13 protein-coding genes are annotated in these 16260 nt (G+C 40.0%); 7 read left to right on the top strand and 6 right to left on the bottom strand.

Annotated elements, in window-relative coordinates; genetic code table 11:
* Positions 1-73: 73 nt before the first annotated feature.
* The 6 genes from serS to rplU all read right to left on the bottom strand — a co-directional run bounded on the left by serS (position 74) and on the right by rplU (position 5611).
* On the bottom strand, positions 74-1345 hold the full coding sequence (gene serS / locus L3V46_RS16875; protein ID WP_239046323.1) for a serine--tRNA ligase: 1272 nt from the start codon (positions 1343-1345) through the stop codon (positions 74-76).
* Between the two features lie 108 nt (positions 1346-1453).
* Entirely contained in the window at positions 1454-2260 is an 807-nt protein-coding gene (locus tag L3V46_RS16880) for an RsiV family protein (protein ID WP_239046324.1), read from the bottom strand.
* 102 nt (positions 2261-2362) lie between these two features.
* A complete protein-coding gene (locus L3V46_RS16885; protein ID WP_239046325.1) occupies positions 2363-3889 on the bottom strand; it encodes a carotenoid oxygenase family protein in 1527 nt (508 codons plus the stop codon).
* A 188-nt stretch (positions 3890-4077) separates the two neighbouring features.
* Positions 4078-4773: an outer membrane lipoprotein chaperone LolA gene (gene lolA, locus L3V46_RS16890; protein WP_004722558.1), complete on the bottom strand. Its 696-nt coding sequence runs from the start codon at positions 4771-4773 to the stop codon at positions 4078-4080.
* Between the two features lie 252 nt (positions 4774-5025).
* The gene (gene rpmA, locus L3V46_RS16895; RefSeq protein WP_004722560.1) at positions 5026-5280 is read right to left on the bottom strand and encodes a 50S ribosomal protein L27; all 255 of its coding nucleotides are present in this window, start codon (positions 5278-5280) and stop codon (positions 5026-5028) included.
* Positions 5281-5299: 19 nt separating this feature from the next.
* A complete protein-coding gene (rplU, locus tag L3V46_RS16900) occupies positions 5300-5611 on the bottom strand; it encodes a 50S ribosomal protein L21 (RefSeq protein ID WP_004722561.1) in 312 nt (103 codons plus the stop codon).
* A gap of 430 nt (positions 5612-6041) precedes the next feature.
* Here rplU and sdsA point away from each other — a divergent pair, with 430 nt between their 5' ends.
* The 7 genes from sdsA to L3V46_RS16935 all read left to right on the top strand — a co-directional run bounded on the left by sdsA (position 6042) and on the right by L3V46_RS16935 (position 16255).
* The gene (gene sdsA, locus L3V46_RS16905) at positions 6042-7025 is read left to right on the top strand and encodes an All-trans-nonaprenyl-diphosphate synthase (protein ID WP_096733407.1); all 984 of its coding nucleotides are present in this window, start codon (positions 6042-6044) and stop codon (positions 7023-7025) included.
* A 15-nt stretch (positions 7026-7040) separates the two neighbouring features.
* Positions 7041-9095 (top strand): site-specific recombinase, encoded by a 2055-nt coding sequence (locus tag L3V46_RS16910; RefSeq protein WP_239046326.1) that lies wholly within the window; start codon positions 7041-7043, stop codon positions 9093-9095.
* Positions 9096-9253: 158 nt separating this feature from the next.
* The gene (locus tag L3V46_RS16915; protein ID WP_239046327.1) at positions 9254-9892 is read left to right on the top strand and encodes a phosphatase PAP2 family protein; all 639 of its coding nucleotides are present in this window, start codon (positions 9254-9256) and stop codon (positions 9890-9892) included.
* Positions 9892-11148 (top strand): efflux RND transporter periplasmic adaptor subunit, encoded by a 1257-nt coding sequence (locus L3V46_RS16920; protein WP_004819551.1) that lies wholly within the window; start codon positions 9892-9894, stop codon positions 11146-11148. Before L3V46_RS16915 ends, L3V46_RS16920 begins: the two co-directional genes overlap by 1 nt.
* A 13-nt stretch (positions 11149-11161) precedes the next feature.
* Positions 11162-14341, top strand: coding sequence for a multidrug efflux RND transporter permease subunit AdeJ (adeJ, locus tag L3V46_RS16925; RefSeq protein WP_034615665.1), 3180 nt, complete (start codon positions 11162-11164; stop codon positions 14339-14341).
* On the top strand, positions 14341-15801 hold the full coding sequence (gene adeK, locus L3V46_RS16930; protein ID WP_004722574.1) for a multidrug efflux RND transporter AdeIJK outer membrane channel subunit AdeK: 1461 nt from the start codon (positions 14341-14343) through the stop codon (positions 15799-15801). The genes adeJ and adeK overlap by 1 nt, the downstream gene beginning before the upstream one ends.
* Before the next feature lie 103 nt (positions 15802-15904).
* On the top strand, positions 15905-16255 hold the full coding sequence (locus L3V46_RS16935) for a YbjQ family protein (protein WP_004819546.1): 351 nt from the start codon (positions 15905-15907) through the stop codon (positions 16253-16255).
* The last annotated feature ends 5 nt before the right edge of the window (positions 16256-16260 follow it).

Genomic DNA, 16260 nt, shown 5'->3' on the forward strand with positions numbered 1-16260 from the left:
TCAAAAGTTCAAATCTGATTGTACTAAGCAATATTTATGCACAAAACTGAACCAAATATCGAGTTTTCGACATTTAGTCGATGAATGTTGCACCAGCCATGTACAGGCGTAACACTTCTGGCACTTCAATAGAGCCATCGGCACGTTGGTAGTTTTCCATCACAGCCAATAAAGTACGACCGACAGCCAAACCTGAACCATTCAAAGTATGTACTAGCTCAGTTTTCTTTTGGTCTGCACGATAACGCGCCATCATACGACGTGCTTGGAAATCGCCCATATTTGAACATGAAGAAATCTCACGATATGTATCTTGGCTTGGCACCCAAACTTCTAAATCATAAGTTTTACACGCACCAAAGCCCATATCGCCACCACATAAAACGATTTTACGATATGGTAAGCCTAAAGCTTGTAAGATTCCTTCCGCATGACCTGTCAATGCTTCCAAAGCATCCATTGAGTCTTCAGGTTTTACGATTTGAACCATTTCAACTTTGTCGAATTGGTGTTGACGGATCAAACCACGCGTATCACGACCATAAGAACCTGCCTCACTACGGAAACATGGTGTATGCGCAGTATATTTCAACGGTAAACGGTCAGCATCAATGATTTCATTACGGACAAAGTTCGTCACTGGAACTTCAGCGGTTGGAATCAAATAGTATTCTTTTTCGCCTTGTAATTTAAACAAATCTTCTTCAAATTTAGGCAGTTGACCTGTACCACGCAATGAGTCTGCATTAACAAGATAAGGGACATAAGCTTCGGTATAACCATTTTTCAAGGTATGGGTATCCAGCATGAACTGGGTCAATGCACGTTGTAAACGCGCCAATGGACCTTTCAATACGCTGAAACGTGTGCCCGTTAACTTGGTTGCAGTTTCAAACTCCAACCCACCCATCATTTCGCCAAGGTCAGTATGGTCTTTGATTTCGAAATCAAATTGACGTGGTGTGCCCCACTTTAAAACTTCAACATTATCACTTTCATCTTTCCCTTCTGGTACAGACTCATGTGGCATGTTTGGGATCGAGAGTAGTTTTGCTTCTAATTCAGCTTGAAGTTCATTCAATTCAACTTCAGCGGCTTTAATCTCATCACCAATCGCACCCATACGTGCCATGATTTCTGAAGCATCGCCACCAGATTTTTTGATTTGACCAACTTGTTTCGCACCCGAATTACGCTCTGCCTGTAAGTTTTCAGTTCTAGACTGAATTTCTTTACGGCGAGCTTCTAGTGATGCCCATTCTTCAACGTTGAGTTGTACACCACGTTTGGCTAAGGCTAAGTTTACAGCCTCGATATTATTTCTGATTAATTTCGGGTCGATCATAGTCAATCTAAAGGGTAAGAAAAAAACTGACTATAGTGTAAGCTCTTCACTGTAAAAAATACAGTGACAGAGCATTAGACATACATGAATTGTATGATTTGAAGACAATTAAGGTGTAACAGGTTTTTCTACAGTCGCTTCGACTTGAGGTAGACTTGGTAAATACTCAGCTTTAATCAAATCTTTTGCCACTTGATACGGCAGTTTTAACTCAGGCATACCTTCTGCATAAGAGGTAAGTTCATATAATGGATAAACAAAAACCAGACCATTTACACCATAATAATAGTTATCACTTAACTGCAATTTATCACGCGTAATATCTTTTTGAATCAACCAATTCGCATTGGCATCATAAAGCTGTTCAGCAACTTTTGCTTCGACGTTTGGTTTTAAAATATCAGTTAGGGCGAGGCGCTTTTGCGTGCTTAAATCGAATGTCACATATTCATTGTGATACATCCCATGAGCAGCACCTGCTGCATAGGTATAAGTCTGGATCACAAAAGTGGCTAAATTATTTTGTTGTGAAATAAAACGAACATAAATTGAATTTTGATTTAAACCTTTAGGTGAAGATTGTGCTTCACTTTCAGCTTGAGCATGATTTTGATCTTTCTCAAATGCCCCAGGGACATCTTTTTTAATACGATTTAGAAAATACTCATCTAGCCAAGGCACATTACTTTTAACAGTTTGCAAATCATATTGCGTACAACCATCTTCATCACAAAACTGTTTTTTTACCACATTGACGCGTTCAACTTTGGCTTGAATCAGCGGTATTTGTGCGTGTTGAGTTGTGGTTGCAGCTTGTTCTGCTTGAGGTGCTGGCTTTTCTTGGCATGCGCTAACCATGAGCATACTGGATAAAAGAGATAAAAAAATCAGACCACTTTTAAAATTTACTTTCATTTCTATATCTTTAAAGCATATTTAGTAATAGCCCTATCATAAAACCAGAACCTTTAAATTAATATTCATAATTGTTAATTATTGAAATTTTGTTGTTTAAGCCTATGTGCTAACTCTTTTATTCAAATTAACGCCAACATCATTATTTTGATTGAAATCTACATTTGCATGGTTCTCAACCCAATTACAATGAAACCCCAGGGGTATATGTACCCCCAAATCAATTTCAGCCTGCTCAGCTATTTCTAGTCCATTTACTTTTAAAATAACAGCTTTGGCCGCTTCTCCCTCCACATGATGTAAATAGGCCATCAAATAACCCTGCCCTTCTACACTGTGTTCATGCTCAGCCACAAAAGTGACTTCACCAATTGCCCACTGCGTACCAAAATCATAACTCACAGATGTTTGCATTTCTAAATCATAAATATATAAACAATTGAACAATGCAGTTTCAGCAAAACCCAAAGTGTATAAATAGCGATATGCAACCCCAGTAAAACGCGCATCAATTTTCGGAAATTCTTGAATTCGAGAGTCGAGTACAGTTCTATGTAGCGTTTGTAAGCTTAAATCAATGCGCCAACGTTCTAACTGTGCATGTTGCAATTCATAAGCTGCGTGTTGGGAATGTTCAAAATCGTCCTGATGTACCAAAACATCTAAAATAATTCTATTTTCATGATCACGAAAAGCATTTGCTGCATGAAAAACAAAACATGGTTCAAGCTCAATCCACTGAATCTGTTCAGCATTTGCATATTTAGGCAATATCCCAATGCGTGCTGGATGCTGTTTATTCCATTGATAGGGAACACTTGCACCATGCAATAATCGAGTCATTGAAAAAGTAAGCGGAAAATCAAAAACCAAAACTTCTTGTTGTGTAATGAGACAATCATGAATCATGGGACCATGTTGTAATAAAATTTGCGTGACATGAATTAAATCGCCATGCTGATCAATCACTTGGTAATAGGCATTTTTACGATCTAAAGCATCATAACTAATCGCATGTAAGTGCCCTGTTTTAATATCTTTACGAGGATGTGCGGTAAACGGTAAATCAGCATCACTATTAAACAACTGATAACGTTCTGCATTTAGCTCATCATCTAAGCAGATTGGAAACGCGCCAGCTTCAATCACCGCCCAAAGTTTTCCTGCATGTTTAAAAATGTTGGTATTTACAACATCATGTGCACCACGGCGAAAGCCGCCTATTGCTGGTTGTTGTTTATATTGCTGCACCGTATCTGTGGCCAGCATACTGCTTTTAAACCAGATTGCTTTACCCGCTTGTAATTTGAGCGCGTGAATCATTCCATGACCAAGATACCATTCAAATAATGTCGGCTTTGCGACATCAATCGGATTTGAGCCAATTCTTAACAATAAACCATTTAAATGCGGTGGGATAATTCCTGATATTTTTAAGGTGGTTGTGATAATTTCTTCAACTGGCTGGTAAAGCTTTTTGTGATAAAGATTGACTTCTTTATCACGACGATGCCGTCTTAAAAATCGCCCAATCATGCTGATTAACTTTTGTCTCAAAACATTCAAAAATGACTTTTGCGCAGTCATCTTTGGGTAATGTTTGAGTTTCAATTGTGTTTTGCGATACATATAGCATCTCAGTTTTTATATTCAAACCCTTGTTTGAGCATAGAATAATCTTGTATTGAAAGCTACCGTATTCCTTGAAAGACATTCATCCTTCGCCTGATCAACATGGCTAAGTCTATTGCTCTGTTCTGTTTAATCGGCATAAAAAAAGCAACCTTACGGTTGCTCTTCTATTCAATCAAAATCGTTTATTGATCAATAATGTCTGTGCCTTTAGGCGGCACAAAATTAAAGGTAGATGCAGGAATAGCGGCATTGACCTGTACATTGTTAAAACGCACAGTGGTTGTTTGACCTAAAGAATCTTGCAAGATCATTAAAGTCGGTGCATTTTTCGCCCCAAAACTAATCGTCAAGCTTTGGAAAGCACCATCTTTTTGTTTTGGATACAAGGTATAGTAAGTTTTACCTGCATTAGGCTGAGTAATACGATAAGCCTTTTGAATTTGCTCAGTATTACCACTGAGTAATAATGCTGGTGTATTGGCCACCTGTTCATCTAAACTTTGGCGTACAGCCTGCTGTAAGTCAGGATCATAAATCCACACTGTACGACCTGCGGTCACAATAGTCTGTTTTGCGGGTGTCGTGGTTTCCCAATAGAATTTACCAGGACGCTCAACCTTCATTGTACCTTTAAAGGTTTGATTCATATGCTGAGCGGTTAAACCCTTTTTCTGTGCAACTTTACCTGTTTGAGTCGCTTTTGTGGTTTGCTCAAAATTTGCAGTAAAGCTTTTTACACCACTGAGTTGTTTAACCAGATTTGCGGTTGCTTGTTGCTCCGAAGCAGCAGTTGCTGCAAAAACTGTTGTGCTCATTACAGGTGCAAACAGCGCTGCACTTATAGCCACTGCACCCATCGTTTTACGAAGCATATTCATATGTTCACCTTTTCTATGTCTGCACCTCAATTAAAATATTCAAATAATATTTGGCACAGAATGTAATTTATTAGATTGCTTATCTTAAACCAAATTGAGTCAGTAATAATTGAGAAAATAAGAAGTTTTGTATTGTTATTGGTGCAATATGTTGAAAATTATTCATCATGATGAAGATGATTTTTTGTTTAATGCTAAAAAAAACTGATAAAAAAACCCGCAATAAAGCGGGCTTTTTTGCACTCTTAAAGCTTACGCTTCAACAGATACATAGCGACGGCCAAATTGACCTTTCACTTCAAATTTGATTACGCCGTCAGCAGTAGCAAATAAAGTATGGTCACGACCCATACCAACATTTGTACCCGCGTGGAATTCTGTACCACGTTGACGAACGATAATGTTACCAGCAGTCACAGCTTGACCACCGTACATTTTAACACCTAACATTTTAGGATTCGAATCACGACCGTTTTTGGTCGAACCACCGGCTTTTTTAGTTGCCATGTCTATATACTCCTAGTGATTAACCTGCGATCGTAGTAATTTTCAACTCGGTAAACCATTGACGGTGACCTTGTTGTTTACGGTAGTGCTTACGACGACGCATTTTAACAATACGAATTTTGTCATGACGACCGTGACCAACCACTTCTGCAGTTACTTTTGCGCCAGCTACAACTGGAGCACCGATTTGAATGCTTTCGCCATTCACAACCATTAATACATCATCAAATGTAATAGTCGCGCCAGTTTCAGCTTTCAACAATTCTACTTTAAGGGTTTCACCCTCAACAACACGGTGCTGTTTACCACCGCTTTGGATTACTGCGTACATAATGTACTCCAACTTACCCGTGTCGTCGTGCCGATAAAGGAATATATCGATCTTAAGACGAACGCCACTGGGGGTTATTCAAGGGCAAAGATTTTAAGTGATAATGAATTAAACAACAAGTCATTTCCAGCAAATATTATCATTGTATAGAAAATAATCTACATATAATGGTTTTTTTAAGATTTCCCCTTTGATAATATGAATTTTTTTTTAAGATACAGCTAAAATTGAAATAGATTTTTAAAACAAATCCGCTACTATGTAGCTCAAAAGAATGATCGATTGAATGTTCAATGCTTTATTCATCTTTGGACAAAGAAAGAACAAATCATTAAGATTCAGGCACGATGTCTGCTTTCAAAAGCAACATTCAGACATGTTAATTGTTACACTAGCAACTTATAACGCATTTGCATGAGGCTCCCACCCGATGACCATCGACTTTAAGCAAGATATTCTCGCTCCAGTTGCAACCGACTTTGCTGCAATGGACAAGTTTATTAATGAAGGGATTACCTCAAAAGTTGCTTTAGTGATGGCCGTCAGTAAACATGTTGTTGAAGCTGGCGGTAAACGCATGCGTCCAATCATGTGCCTACTTGCAGCAAAAGCATGTGGTGCAACAGATCTACAGATGGACCCTTATCGCAAACTGGCAGCAATCATTGAAATGCTACATACCGCAACCTTGGTACATGATGATGTTGTAGATGAATCTGGTTTACGTCGTGGTCGTCCAACTGCGAACGCAACTTGGAACAACCAAACTGCTGTGTTGGTGGGTGATTTTCTGATTTCTCGGGCTTTTGATCTTCTGGTTGATCTCGACAATATGATCTTGCTCAAAGACTTTTCGACGGGCACTTGTGAAATTGCCGAAGGTGAAGTGTTACAGCTTCAAGCACAGCATCAACCCGAAACGACTGAACAAACTTATTTAGATATTATTCACGGTAAAACTTCTCGTTTATTTGAGCTTGCAACTGAAGGTGCTGCAATCATTGCAGGGAAACCTGAGTATCGTGAACCATTACGTTTATTTGCAGGTCATTTTGGCAATGCCTTTCAAATTATTGATGATATTTTAGACTATACCTCTGATGCTGAAACATTAGGTAAAAATATTGGTGATGATTTAATGGAAGGTAAGCCCACTTTACCTTTAATCTCTGCCTTAGCAAATACCCAGGGTGAAGAGCACGAGATTATCCGTAAAAGTATCGCAACTGGTGGAACAAGCGATTTGGATCGTGTAATTGAAATTGTGCAGACCTCAGGTGCTTTAGATTATTGTAGTCGCCGTGCCACAGAAGAAACTCAAGCTGCGATTCAAGCTTTGAACCAATTGCCTGAATCTGAGTATCGCCAGGCATTGTATAATTTAGCGCAACTTGCCTTACATCGAATTCAATAAAATTTAACAAGGCTTATGCATATACAATTTAATGATCTTTTCCTCCTTATGCAGGAACAACTCGACGGCATAAAAGTTGTTCCCAATCCTGATATATTAATTGAGTTAATCAATCGTATCAGACCCAGTGACAGCCACAATTTAGAAGAAAGTCAAAATAAATTTGATGCTTTAATTCAAGCACTGCTCACTACACCCAATGCATCTTCTGCATTTCAAGGTTATTTACTCAAGCTGGTCAATCACTATAAACAAGCAGGATTGTATGCAGATAGTGGGATTTTATCTTTAGACGGCTTTTGGAATCAGCTTGGACAACGTATTGGCGCACATTTTCTACCTTTATTGACAGACGAATCAGATCTCAAAGATTTGGTTGGCAAAGTGTTTCACCAACGTAGTGATAAATATTGGCTGGAAAATATCAGTGAAAAGAAATGGGAACAATTGTTCCGATTACTCAATCAAGGTCATCGTTATAAAAACGATAAATTGGGAATTAAACGCGATATTGTCAAAGCCATTACTGTGCTTTCCTATCGAATCAGTGGTATTGGCTTATATCCTGAATTTATCAATGCCTACCCCGAACTTCAAGAATATGAATCGCCTTTTTTAGTTCAAAACCGTGAAATTGTTGAGTTTATAGAAGCGTATAAAAAGCAACATCGCGATGAAGATGAGTTTGCTGTGGGTATTCCTCCCGATGCAGACCAAGCGTTGGTCATGATTGAACAATGTCGTGATGTGGTACAGAAAATTCGTCGAGCAATCAAGCGGATTGGGGTGAGTTTAAGCCTGACTTATTTACTCTCGCTACTAGAACAATGTATTGATCGAATCGAACTCTTACTCAATCTTCTGGTCGAAGATGATCAGATTCGTTATCAGCTCTGCGGTGAATTGCTCACTGACTTAGTCAATGCACACTATAGTGAAACCAGTGTGCGTGATTTGCTTAAAACCAACAGTGAGTTAATCGCACTACAAGTCACTGAAAATGCCAGTAAGACAGGCGAACATTATGTAAGTACCGATAAGAAAGGTTTCTTTGGTATGTATAAAGCAGCTGCAGGTGCAGGTGCGATTATTGCAACCATGGCAACCCTGAAAATACTGACTGCACGCTTAGTCCTTGCGCCATTTTTGCATGCCTTTCTCTACAGTATGAATTACTCGTTGGGTTTTATCCTGATCCATGTTTTGCACTTTACTGTAGCAACCAAACAGCCTGCGATGACGGCGGCCGCACTTGCATCAACAGTTCAGCACCAAAAAGGTTCAAAAACGGCACAGATTGCTGAACTTGCCGGACTGATTATTAATATTATCCGGACTCAGTTTATTGCAATTCTGGGAAATATTTCGATTGCGATTCCTACTGCCGCATTAATTACCTATCTATGGCAGCTGTCAATGCATGAACCACTTTTGACGCATGCTAAAGCCACAACCTTACTCGCCAGTCTAAATCCATTTACCTCATTGGCAATTCCTCATGCAGCAATTGCCGGTGTTTGTTTATTTTTATCGGGATTAATCGCTGGATATTTTGACAATATGTCAGTCTATCGAAAAGTCGGCCCTCGCTTAAAAGCTCACGTAAAATTGAAAAAAATGATGGGACAAGCCCGACTGGACAAGTTGGCAGACTATATCGAGCGAAACTTAGGTGCTTTAGCGGGTAATTTTATCTTTGGGATCATGCTTGGAAGTATGGGAACCATTGGTTTTATTTTAGGTTTACCTTTAGATATTCGCCATATTGCGTTTGCTGCTGCCAACTTTATTCAAGGCTTAATGACCATCAATGGTTCACCTGATATTGGCCTCATCATTGTGTCTTTCCTTGGCGTGTTGTGTATTGGTTTGACCAACTTATTTGTCAGCTTCACGCTTACCATTATTGTGGCACTCAGAGCAAGACAAGTTCGTTTTTCACAATGGAAACCATTGGCAAAACTTATATTTACCCATTTTTCTACCCGTCCTTTAGATTTCTTTTGGCCGCCAAAACAACCCTTACAACTTGAAGATGAGGCAAACTCACAAAGCAAACTAAATCACTAGGATTTTTGTTATTTTTTGTGCAAATTGTTAAATATTTCACAAAAAGAAATTAGTATAAATTACCTAAATTTACTCACTTGAAAAAAAGTGTACTGGCTAGTACACTTCGGTTGATTAAATAAACTTAACGTACGCAATTATATACTCTAGGTTAACTTATGCCTTACGTATTGCTCCTTATTGGCTGTATAGGTTTACTTATTGGGAGTGTTGGTTTAAACATTAACCAGGTACAACAGTTTGATTTTTCAAGCGTTGTATGGATGAGTTCACACCGTTTAGATGTCTTAAATGGTCTAGCACTCACCCTATCCTATCTGGGCGGCTTACCGTCAATGATCGTGATTGCAGGGCTATGTAATTTATATTTCATACGCCTAAAACAATATGCAAATGTGCTGATGATCAGTATTGGACTGCTCGGTGCTGCGGCAATTGGTTGGATACTCAAATATCTGGTCAATCGTCCTAGACCCGATGAAATCTACCAAATGGTGCAAACCTATGGTGCTTCATTTCCTAGTGCTCACAGCATTTATGCAGCGATTGTATGCTGTTCGATTATGTTTATATTTCAAAAGCATCGCCAAGTTAAATGGATTAGCTTGGGGGGCTTTTTATGGTTTCTAAGCATGGGGGGCTCTAGAATTTATCTAGGGGCACATTTCCCAACTGATGTACTCACTGGATGGAGTATAGGTGTCATATGGGCTGCAATTTTATGGCTCATACTGTCACGAGAAACGTTAAGACAGAACAAATTATTTTTAGATAAGAATCTAAACGAGGTGGAATAATGATGTCGGCAAAGCTTTGGGCTCCTGCCCTTACTGCTTGTGCTCTCGCAACAAGTATTGCACTTGTAGGCTGCAGCAAAGATCCTAAATCAGCACAACAAGCTGGTGGTGCTGCCCAAAAAATGCCGCCGACTGAAGTTGGTGTCATTGTTGCTCAGCCACAAAGCGTAGAACAAACTGTTGAACTTTCGGGTCGTACTTCAGCGTATCAAATCTCTGATGTTCGCCCACAAACAAATGGTGTGATTTTAAAACGTTTGTTTACGGAAGGTAGTTTTGTTCGTGAAGGACAACCTCTTTATGAGATTGACTCGAGCATCAATCGTGCAAACTTAGACAGTGCAAAAGCAGCTTTAGTACGTCAGCAAGCAAACTTAAATGCCTTGCAGGTTAAAGCAAATCGTTATCGTCAACTTGTCGGCATCAATGCTGTTTCTAAGCAAGAATTTGATGATTTGCTTGCACAAATCAAACTTGCTGAAGCAGATATTGCAGCGTCAAATGCTTCTGTTAAAAATGCACAAATTGACCTAGGTTATTCGACTGTTCGTTCACCTATTTCAGGTCAATCTGGTCGTTCTTCAGTTACTGCCGGTGCTTTGGTGACTGCAAACCAAGCCAATGCTTTGGTTACAATTCAGCAACTTGACCCAATTTATGTAGACATCAGCCAATCAAGTGCTGAGTTATTACGTCTACGTCAACAGTTAAGTCAAGGTAGTATTGATCGTAGCAATAACACCAAAGTTCGTTTAAAACTTGAAGATGGTAGCTTCTACAGTGTGGAAGGAAACCTTGCATTTTCTGATGCTAGTGTAGATCCAAGCACTGGTTCTGTGACTTTACGTGCAGTCTTCTCAAATCCTAATCATTTATTATTGCCAGGTATGTTTGCCAATGCGCAGATCGTACAAGGCGTAATTCCAAATGCTTACTTAGTTCCACAAGCAGCAATTACACGTACCCCAACTGGCCAAGCAATCGCGATGATTGTAAATGCTAAAGGTGTAGTCGAAAGCCGTCCTGTAACAACTGTAGGTGTTCAAGGTAAAGATTGGATTGTCACTCAAGGCCTAAATACTGGCGATAAAGTGATTGTTGATGGTATTGCCAAAGTAAAACCAGAACAAGCTGTGGTTGCTAAACCGTATCAGCCTCAAGCGGCTGCACCACAAGCAGGTGCTAAACCAGGTACAGCAGCACAACCTGTTCAACAAAATAAATCTAGTGAACAAAAAGCTACTTCAAATGCATAAGGGGTAGACGAATATGGCTCAATTTTTTATTCATCGCCCCATTTTTGCGTGGGTGATTGCACTGGTAATTATGTTGGCGGGTATTCTGACGCTGACAAAAATGCCTGTTGCTCAGTATCCAACAATTGCTCCGCCTGTGGTGACAATTTCTGCAACTTATCCTGGCGCTTCTGCACAAACTGTTGAGAACACGGTAACTCAGATCATTGAACAACAAATGAATGGTCTAGATGGTTTACGTTATATCTCATCAAATAGTGCGGGTAATGGTCAAGCATCAATCAACCTGAATTTTGAACAAGGTATTGATCCAGACATTGCACAGGTTCAAGTACAGAACAAATTACAATCAGCGACTGCACTGTTACCTGAAGATGTACAACGTCAAGGGATAAAAGTGACCAAATCTGGCGCGAGTTTTATGCAAGTACTTGCATTTTATTCACCAGATGGCAGCCTTTCTGGCGCTGACATTAAAGACTATGTAAACTCAAATATTTCTGAACCACTCAGTCGTGTTGCAGGCGTAGGTGAAATTCAAGTCTTTGGTGGTCAATATGCAATGCGTATCTGGCTAGACCCAGCTAAAATGACCAGTTTGCAAGTTACACCAAGTGACATTGCTGCTGCCATTCGTGCGCAAAACTCACAAGTGGCTGTAGGTCAATTGGGTGGTGCTCCAGCGGTACAAGGTCAAGTCCTCAATGCGACTGTCAATGCACAAAGCATGTTGACGACACCTGAACAGTTTAAAAATATTTTCCTGAAAAATACCGCTTCGGGTGCTCAGGTTCGTTTAAGTGATGTTGCACGTGTAGAACTCGGCTCAGATAACTACCAATTTGATTCTAAATTTAATGGTAAGCCTGCTGGCGGTGTAGCGATTAAATTGGCAACAGGTGCAAATGCACTTGATACAGCCGCTGCTGTAGAAAAACGCCTCAGTGAACTCCGTAAAAACTACCCAGATGGTCTGAAAGATAAGCTTGCTTATGACACCACACCATTTATCAAACTTTCAATTGAAAGTGTGGTACACACGTTAATTGAAGCAATCGTTCTTGTATTCTTTGTGATGTTCTTGTTCTTACAGAACTGGCGCGCAACGATTATCCCAACAATGGCAGTTCCTGTGGTTGTACTGGGGACATTTGCAGTTATTAATATTTTCGGCTTCTCAATCAATACCTTAACCATGTTCGCCATGGTACTGGCAATTGGTCTATTGGTCGATGATGCCATCGTTGTGGTTGAGAACGTGGAACGGGTGATGCAAGAAGAGCATACGGGTCCAGTTGAAGCCACTGAAAAGTCGATGAAACAAATTTCAGGTGCTTTGGTAGGTATTACCAGCGTATTGACTGCCGTATTTGTGCCAATGGCATTCTTCGGTGGTACTACAGGGGTAATTTACCGTCAGTTCTCGATCACGCTCGTTACTGCAATGGTTTTATCATTAATCGTTGCTTTAACTTTTACTCCTGCGCTTTGTGCAACATTGTTAAAACAGCATGATCCAAATCAAGAACCAAGCAATAACATTTTTGCGCGTTTCTTCCGTTGGTTTAACCGTAGCTTTGATAAAGTAGCTGAGAAATACCAAGGTGGTGTCAATCGTATGACCCATCATAAGATCTTCTCTGGTGTGATCTACGTTGCGGTAATTGTTGCCTTAGTCGGACTGTATAAAATGCTCCCCTCTTCTTTCCTACCAGAAGAAGACCAAGGGATGGTTATGACATTGGTTCAGTTACCACCAAGTGCCAGCCTTGAACGGACAGATAAAGTCATCACGACCATGACCGATTACTTCTTAAACAAGGAAAAAGCAAACGTAGATACTATATTTACAGTTTCTGGTTTCTCGTTTACTGGGGTTGGGCAAAATGCTGGTTTAGCATTTATGAAGTTGAAAGACTGGAGTGAACGTACCACACCTGAATCACAAATTGGCGCCATTATCCAACGTGGTATGGCACTGAATATGATTGTCAAAGATGCATCTTACATCATGCCATTGCAATTACCAGCAATGCCAGAATTAGGTGTTTCATCAGGTTTTGACATCCAATTAAAAGATGCTAGTGGTCAAGGCCATGAGAAATTGGTTGCTGCGCGTAATGCTGTTTTAGGTATGGCTTCTCAAGACAAACGTCTTGCTGGTGTTCGTCCAAATGGACAAGAAGATACCCCTCAATATCAAATCAATGTTGACCAAGCGCAAGCTGGTGCAATGGGGGTTAGTATTGCAGATATTAATTCGACCATGAGCATGGCTTGGGGTGGTTCTTATATCAATGACTTCGTTGACCGTGGTCGTGTGAAAAAAGTTTATGTTCAAGGCGAATCAAGCGCTCGCATGATGCCTGAAGACTTAAACAAATGGTATGTACGTAACAATAGCGGCACTATGGTTCCATTCTCTGCATTTGCAACAGGCCAATGGACTTATGGTTCACCTCGTCTCGAGCGTTATAACGGTGTAGCTTCTGCAAACATTCAAGGTACACCAGCACCGGGCGTAAGTTCGGGAGATGCGATGCTTGCTATGGAAGAAATTATTGGTAAGTTACCATCTATGGGCTTAACAGGTTTCGACTATGAATGGACGGGTCTGTCTTTAGAAGAACGTGAATCTGGCAGTCAAACTGTTCCGCTTTTAATTCTTTCATTGCTTATCGTGTTCCTTTGCCTTTCAGCTTTATATGAAAGTTGGTCAATTCCAGTTTCAGTATTGCTGGTCGTACCATTAGGTGTTATTGGTGCATTTACCTTAACTTGGTTGGGCATGGTCATCAAAGGTGATCCTAACTTATCATTTAACATCTACTTCCAAGTCGCGATCGTTGCAGTCATCGGTTTGTCTGCAAAAAATGCGATTTTGATTGTAGAGTTTGCAAAAGAGTTGCAAGAACAAGGCGAAGAATTGTTTGAAGCGACATTGCATGCTGCAAAAATGCGTTTACGTCCAATTATCATGACAACCTTAGCGTTCGGTTTCGGTGTATTGCCACTTGCTTTATCAAGCGGTGCTGGTGCTGGTAGCCAACACTCAGTCGGTTATGGTGTATTGGGTGGTGTAATTAGCTCAACACTTTTAGGTATCTTCTTTATTCCTGTGTTCTTCGTATGGATTCGTAGTATCTTTAAGTACAAACCTAAAAATCAAAATATTCAGGAGCATAAATCGTGATGCAAAAAGTATGGTCTATTTCAGGTCGTAGCATTGCGGTATCTGCACTTGCGCTTGCTTTGACAGCGTGTCAAAGCATGCGTGGCCCAGAACCCGTAGCTCAGGCGAACATACCAACTGGTTATATTCAAAATAACGGTGGTACATCTATTGCTGAACAAGGTTATAAAGAGTTTTTTGCAGATCAACGCTTACTTCAAGTACTTGATCTTGCTTTAGCCAATAACCGTGATTTACGTACAGCAACATTGAACATTCAACGTGCTCAACAAGCCTATCAAATCACTGAAAACAATCAGCTACCAACGATTGGTGCAAGTGGTGGTCTATTACGTCAGGATCAAGGTGTAGGTGCTCAAACACGTTATAATGTTGGGCTTGGTGTAACTGCTTATGAGTTAGACTTCTGGGGTCGAGTAAAAAGTTTAAAAGACAATGCGCTTGATACTTATTTATCGACTGCAAGTGCGCGTGATGCAACGCAAATCAGCTTAATTAGTCAAGTTGCACAAGCTTGGCTAAATTACTCTTTTGCCAGTGCACAACTTAAGCTCGCTGATCAAACATTAAAAGCGCAGCTTGACTCTTATAACCTCAACAAAAAACGTTTTGATGTCGGTATTGACAGTGAAGTGCCTGTTCGTCAGGCTCAGATTTCTGTTGAAACTGCACGTAATGATGTTGCCAATTATAAGACTCAAATTGCACAAGCTCAGAACTTGCTAAATCTACTTGTTGGACAATCAGTTCCAGACAACTTATTGCCAACACAACGTGTAACGCGTATTACTTCAAATGCTGCGTTCGCATCAGGTTTACCAAGTGACTTGCTGAACAACCGTCCAGACGTCAAAGCGGCTGAATACCAACTTTCTGCTGCTGGTGCGAATATCGGTGCTGCGAAAGCGCGCTTATTCCCAACCATCAGTTTGACGGGTACTGCAGGTTATGCATCTACTGATTTAAGTGATTTATTTAAATCAGGTGCTTTCGTTTGGTCTTTAGGTCCTAGTCTTGATATTCCGTTATGGGATTGGGGCACACGTAAAGCGAACATTAAGATTTCAGAAACAGATCAACAAATTGCGTTATCTGACTATGAAAAATCAATTCAATCTGCTTTCCGTGAAGTCAATGATGCATTAGCGACTCGCCAAAATATTGGTGATCGTCTTTCTGCTCAAAAACGTTTAGTTGATGCAACCAATACAACCTATAAACTTTCAAATGCCCGCTTCCGTGCTGGTATTGATAGTTACTTAACTGTTTTAGATGCTCAACGTACTTCTTACTCTGCTGAACAAGGTTTATTGCTATTAGAGCAAGCGAACTTAAACAATCAGGTAGAGGTTTATAAAACCCTTGGTGGTGGTCTAAAAGCCAACACTGCGGATCAAATTGCACAACCGGCCTCTTCATCTGAATTGAAATATCATTCAAAAGATAAAAAAGTCAGTTAATCTCAGTTTGATGATCAAAGCTCACTTCGGTGGGCTTTTTTTATTGCTTTTTGATGGATAATTTCCTATGTTTGAAGCAAGACATCATCAATGAATATTTAAAATGAAACTCAGTAATTTAGAAACTGTTCCAGCACATGTCATAAAGCAACAGCTTGATGTCGTTTATGGAAGTACCGTCCGTAGTAAACATGTTGGACGTGACTTTATGGCTGGTCTAAAAAATATTGTCGGTGGTGAACTCAAAGGCTATACCGAGTTATTAGAAGAATCGCGCCAAGAAGCCATGAATCGTATGATTGAAAAAGCACATGGTTTAGGTGCCAATGCAATTGTTGGAATCCGTTTTTCCACCTCTAATATTGCGCAAGGTGCATCAGAACTTTTTGTCTATGGTACTGCGGTCATTGTTGAACCGACCACAACTCAACTTCCTGACCCATTTTCAAAATAGGCGAA

This window comes from Acinetobacter sp. AG3, from assembly GCF_022343575.1.
Lineage (GTDB): Bacteria > Pseudomonadota > Gammaproteobacteria > Pseudomonadales > Moraxellaceae > Acinetobacter > Acinetobacter guillouiae.

Coding starts and splice junctions, on each gene's coding strand:
- serS (WP_239046323.1), bottom strand. CDS start 1,345: ATGATCGACCCGAAATTAATCAGAAATAATATCGAGGCTGTAAACTTA.
- L3V46_RS16880 (WP_239046324.1), bottom strand. CDS start 2,260: ATGAAAGTAAATTTTAAAAGTGGTCTGATTTTTTTATCTCTTTTATCC.
- L3V46_RS16885 (WP_239046325.1), bottom strand. CDS start 3,889: ATGTATCGCAAAACACAATTGAAACTCAAACATTACCCAAAGATGACT.
- lolA (WP_004722558.1), bottom strand. CDS start 4,773: ATGAATATGCTTCGTAAAACGATGGGTGCAGTGGCTATAAGTGCAGCG.
- rpmA (WP_004722560.1), bottom strand. CDS start 5,280: ATGGCAACTAAAAAAGCCGGTGGTTCGACCAAAAACGGTCGTGATTCG.
- rplU (WP_004722561.1), bottom strand. CDS start 5,611: ATGTACGCAGTAATCCAAAGCGGTGGTAAACAGCACCGTGTTGTTGAG.
- sdsA (WP_096733407.1), top strand. CDS start 6,042: ATGACCATCGACTTTAAGCAAGATATTCTCGCTCCAGTTGCAACCGAC.
- L3V46_RS16910 (WP_239046326.1), top strand. CDS start 7,041: ATGCATATACAATTTAATGATCTTTTCCTCCTTATGCAGGAACAACTC.
- L3V46_RS16915 (WP_239046327.1), top strand. CDS start 9,254: ATGCCTTACGTATTGCTCCTTATTGGCTGTATAGGTTTACTTATTGGG.
- L3V46_RS16920 (WP_004819551.1), top strand. CDS start 9,892: ATGATGTCGGCAAAGCTTTGGGCTCCTGCCCTTACTGCTTGTGCTCTC.
- adeJ (WP_034615665.1), top strand. CDS start 11,162: ATGGCTCAATTTTTTATTCATCGCCCCATTTTTGCGTGGGTGATTGCA.
- adeK (WP_004722574.1), top strand. CDS start 14,341: ATGCAAAAAGTATGGTCTATTTCAGGTCGTAGCATTGCGGTATCTGCA.
- L3V46_RS16935 (WP_004819546.1), top strand. CDS start 15,905: ATGAAACTCAGTAATTTAGAAACTGTTCCAGCACATGTCATAAAGCAA.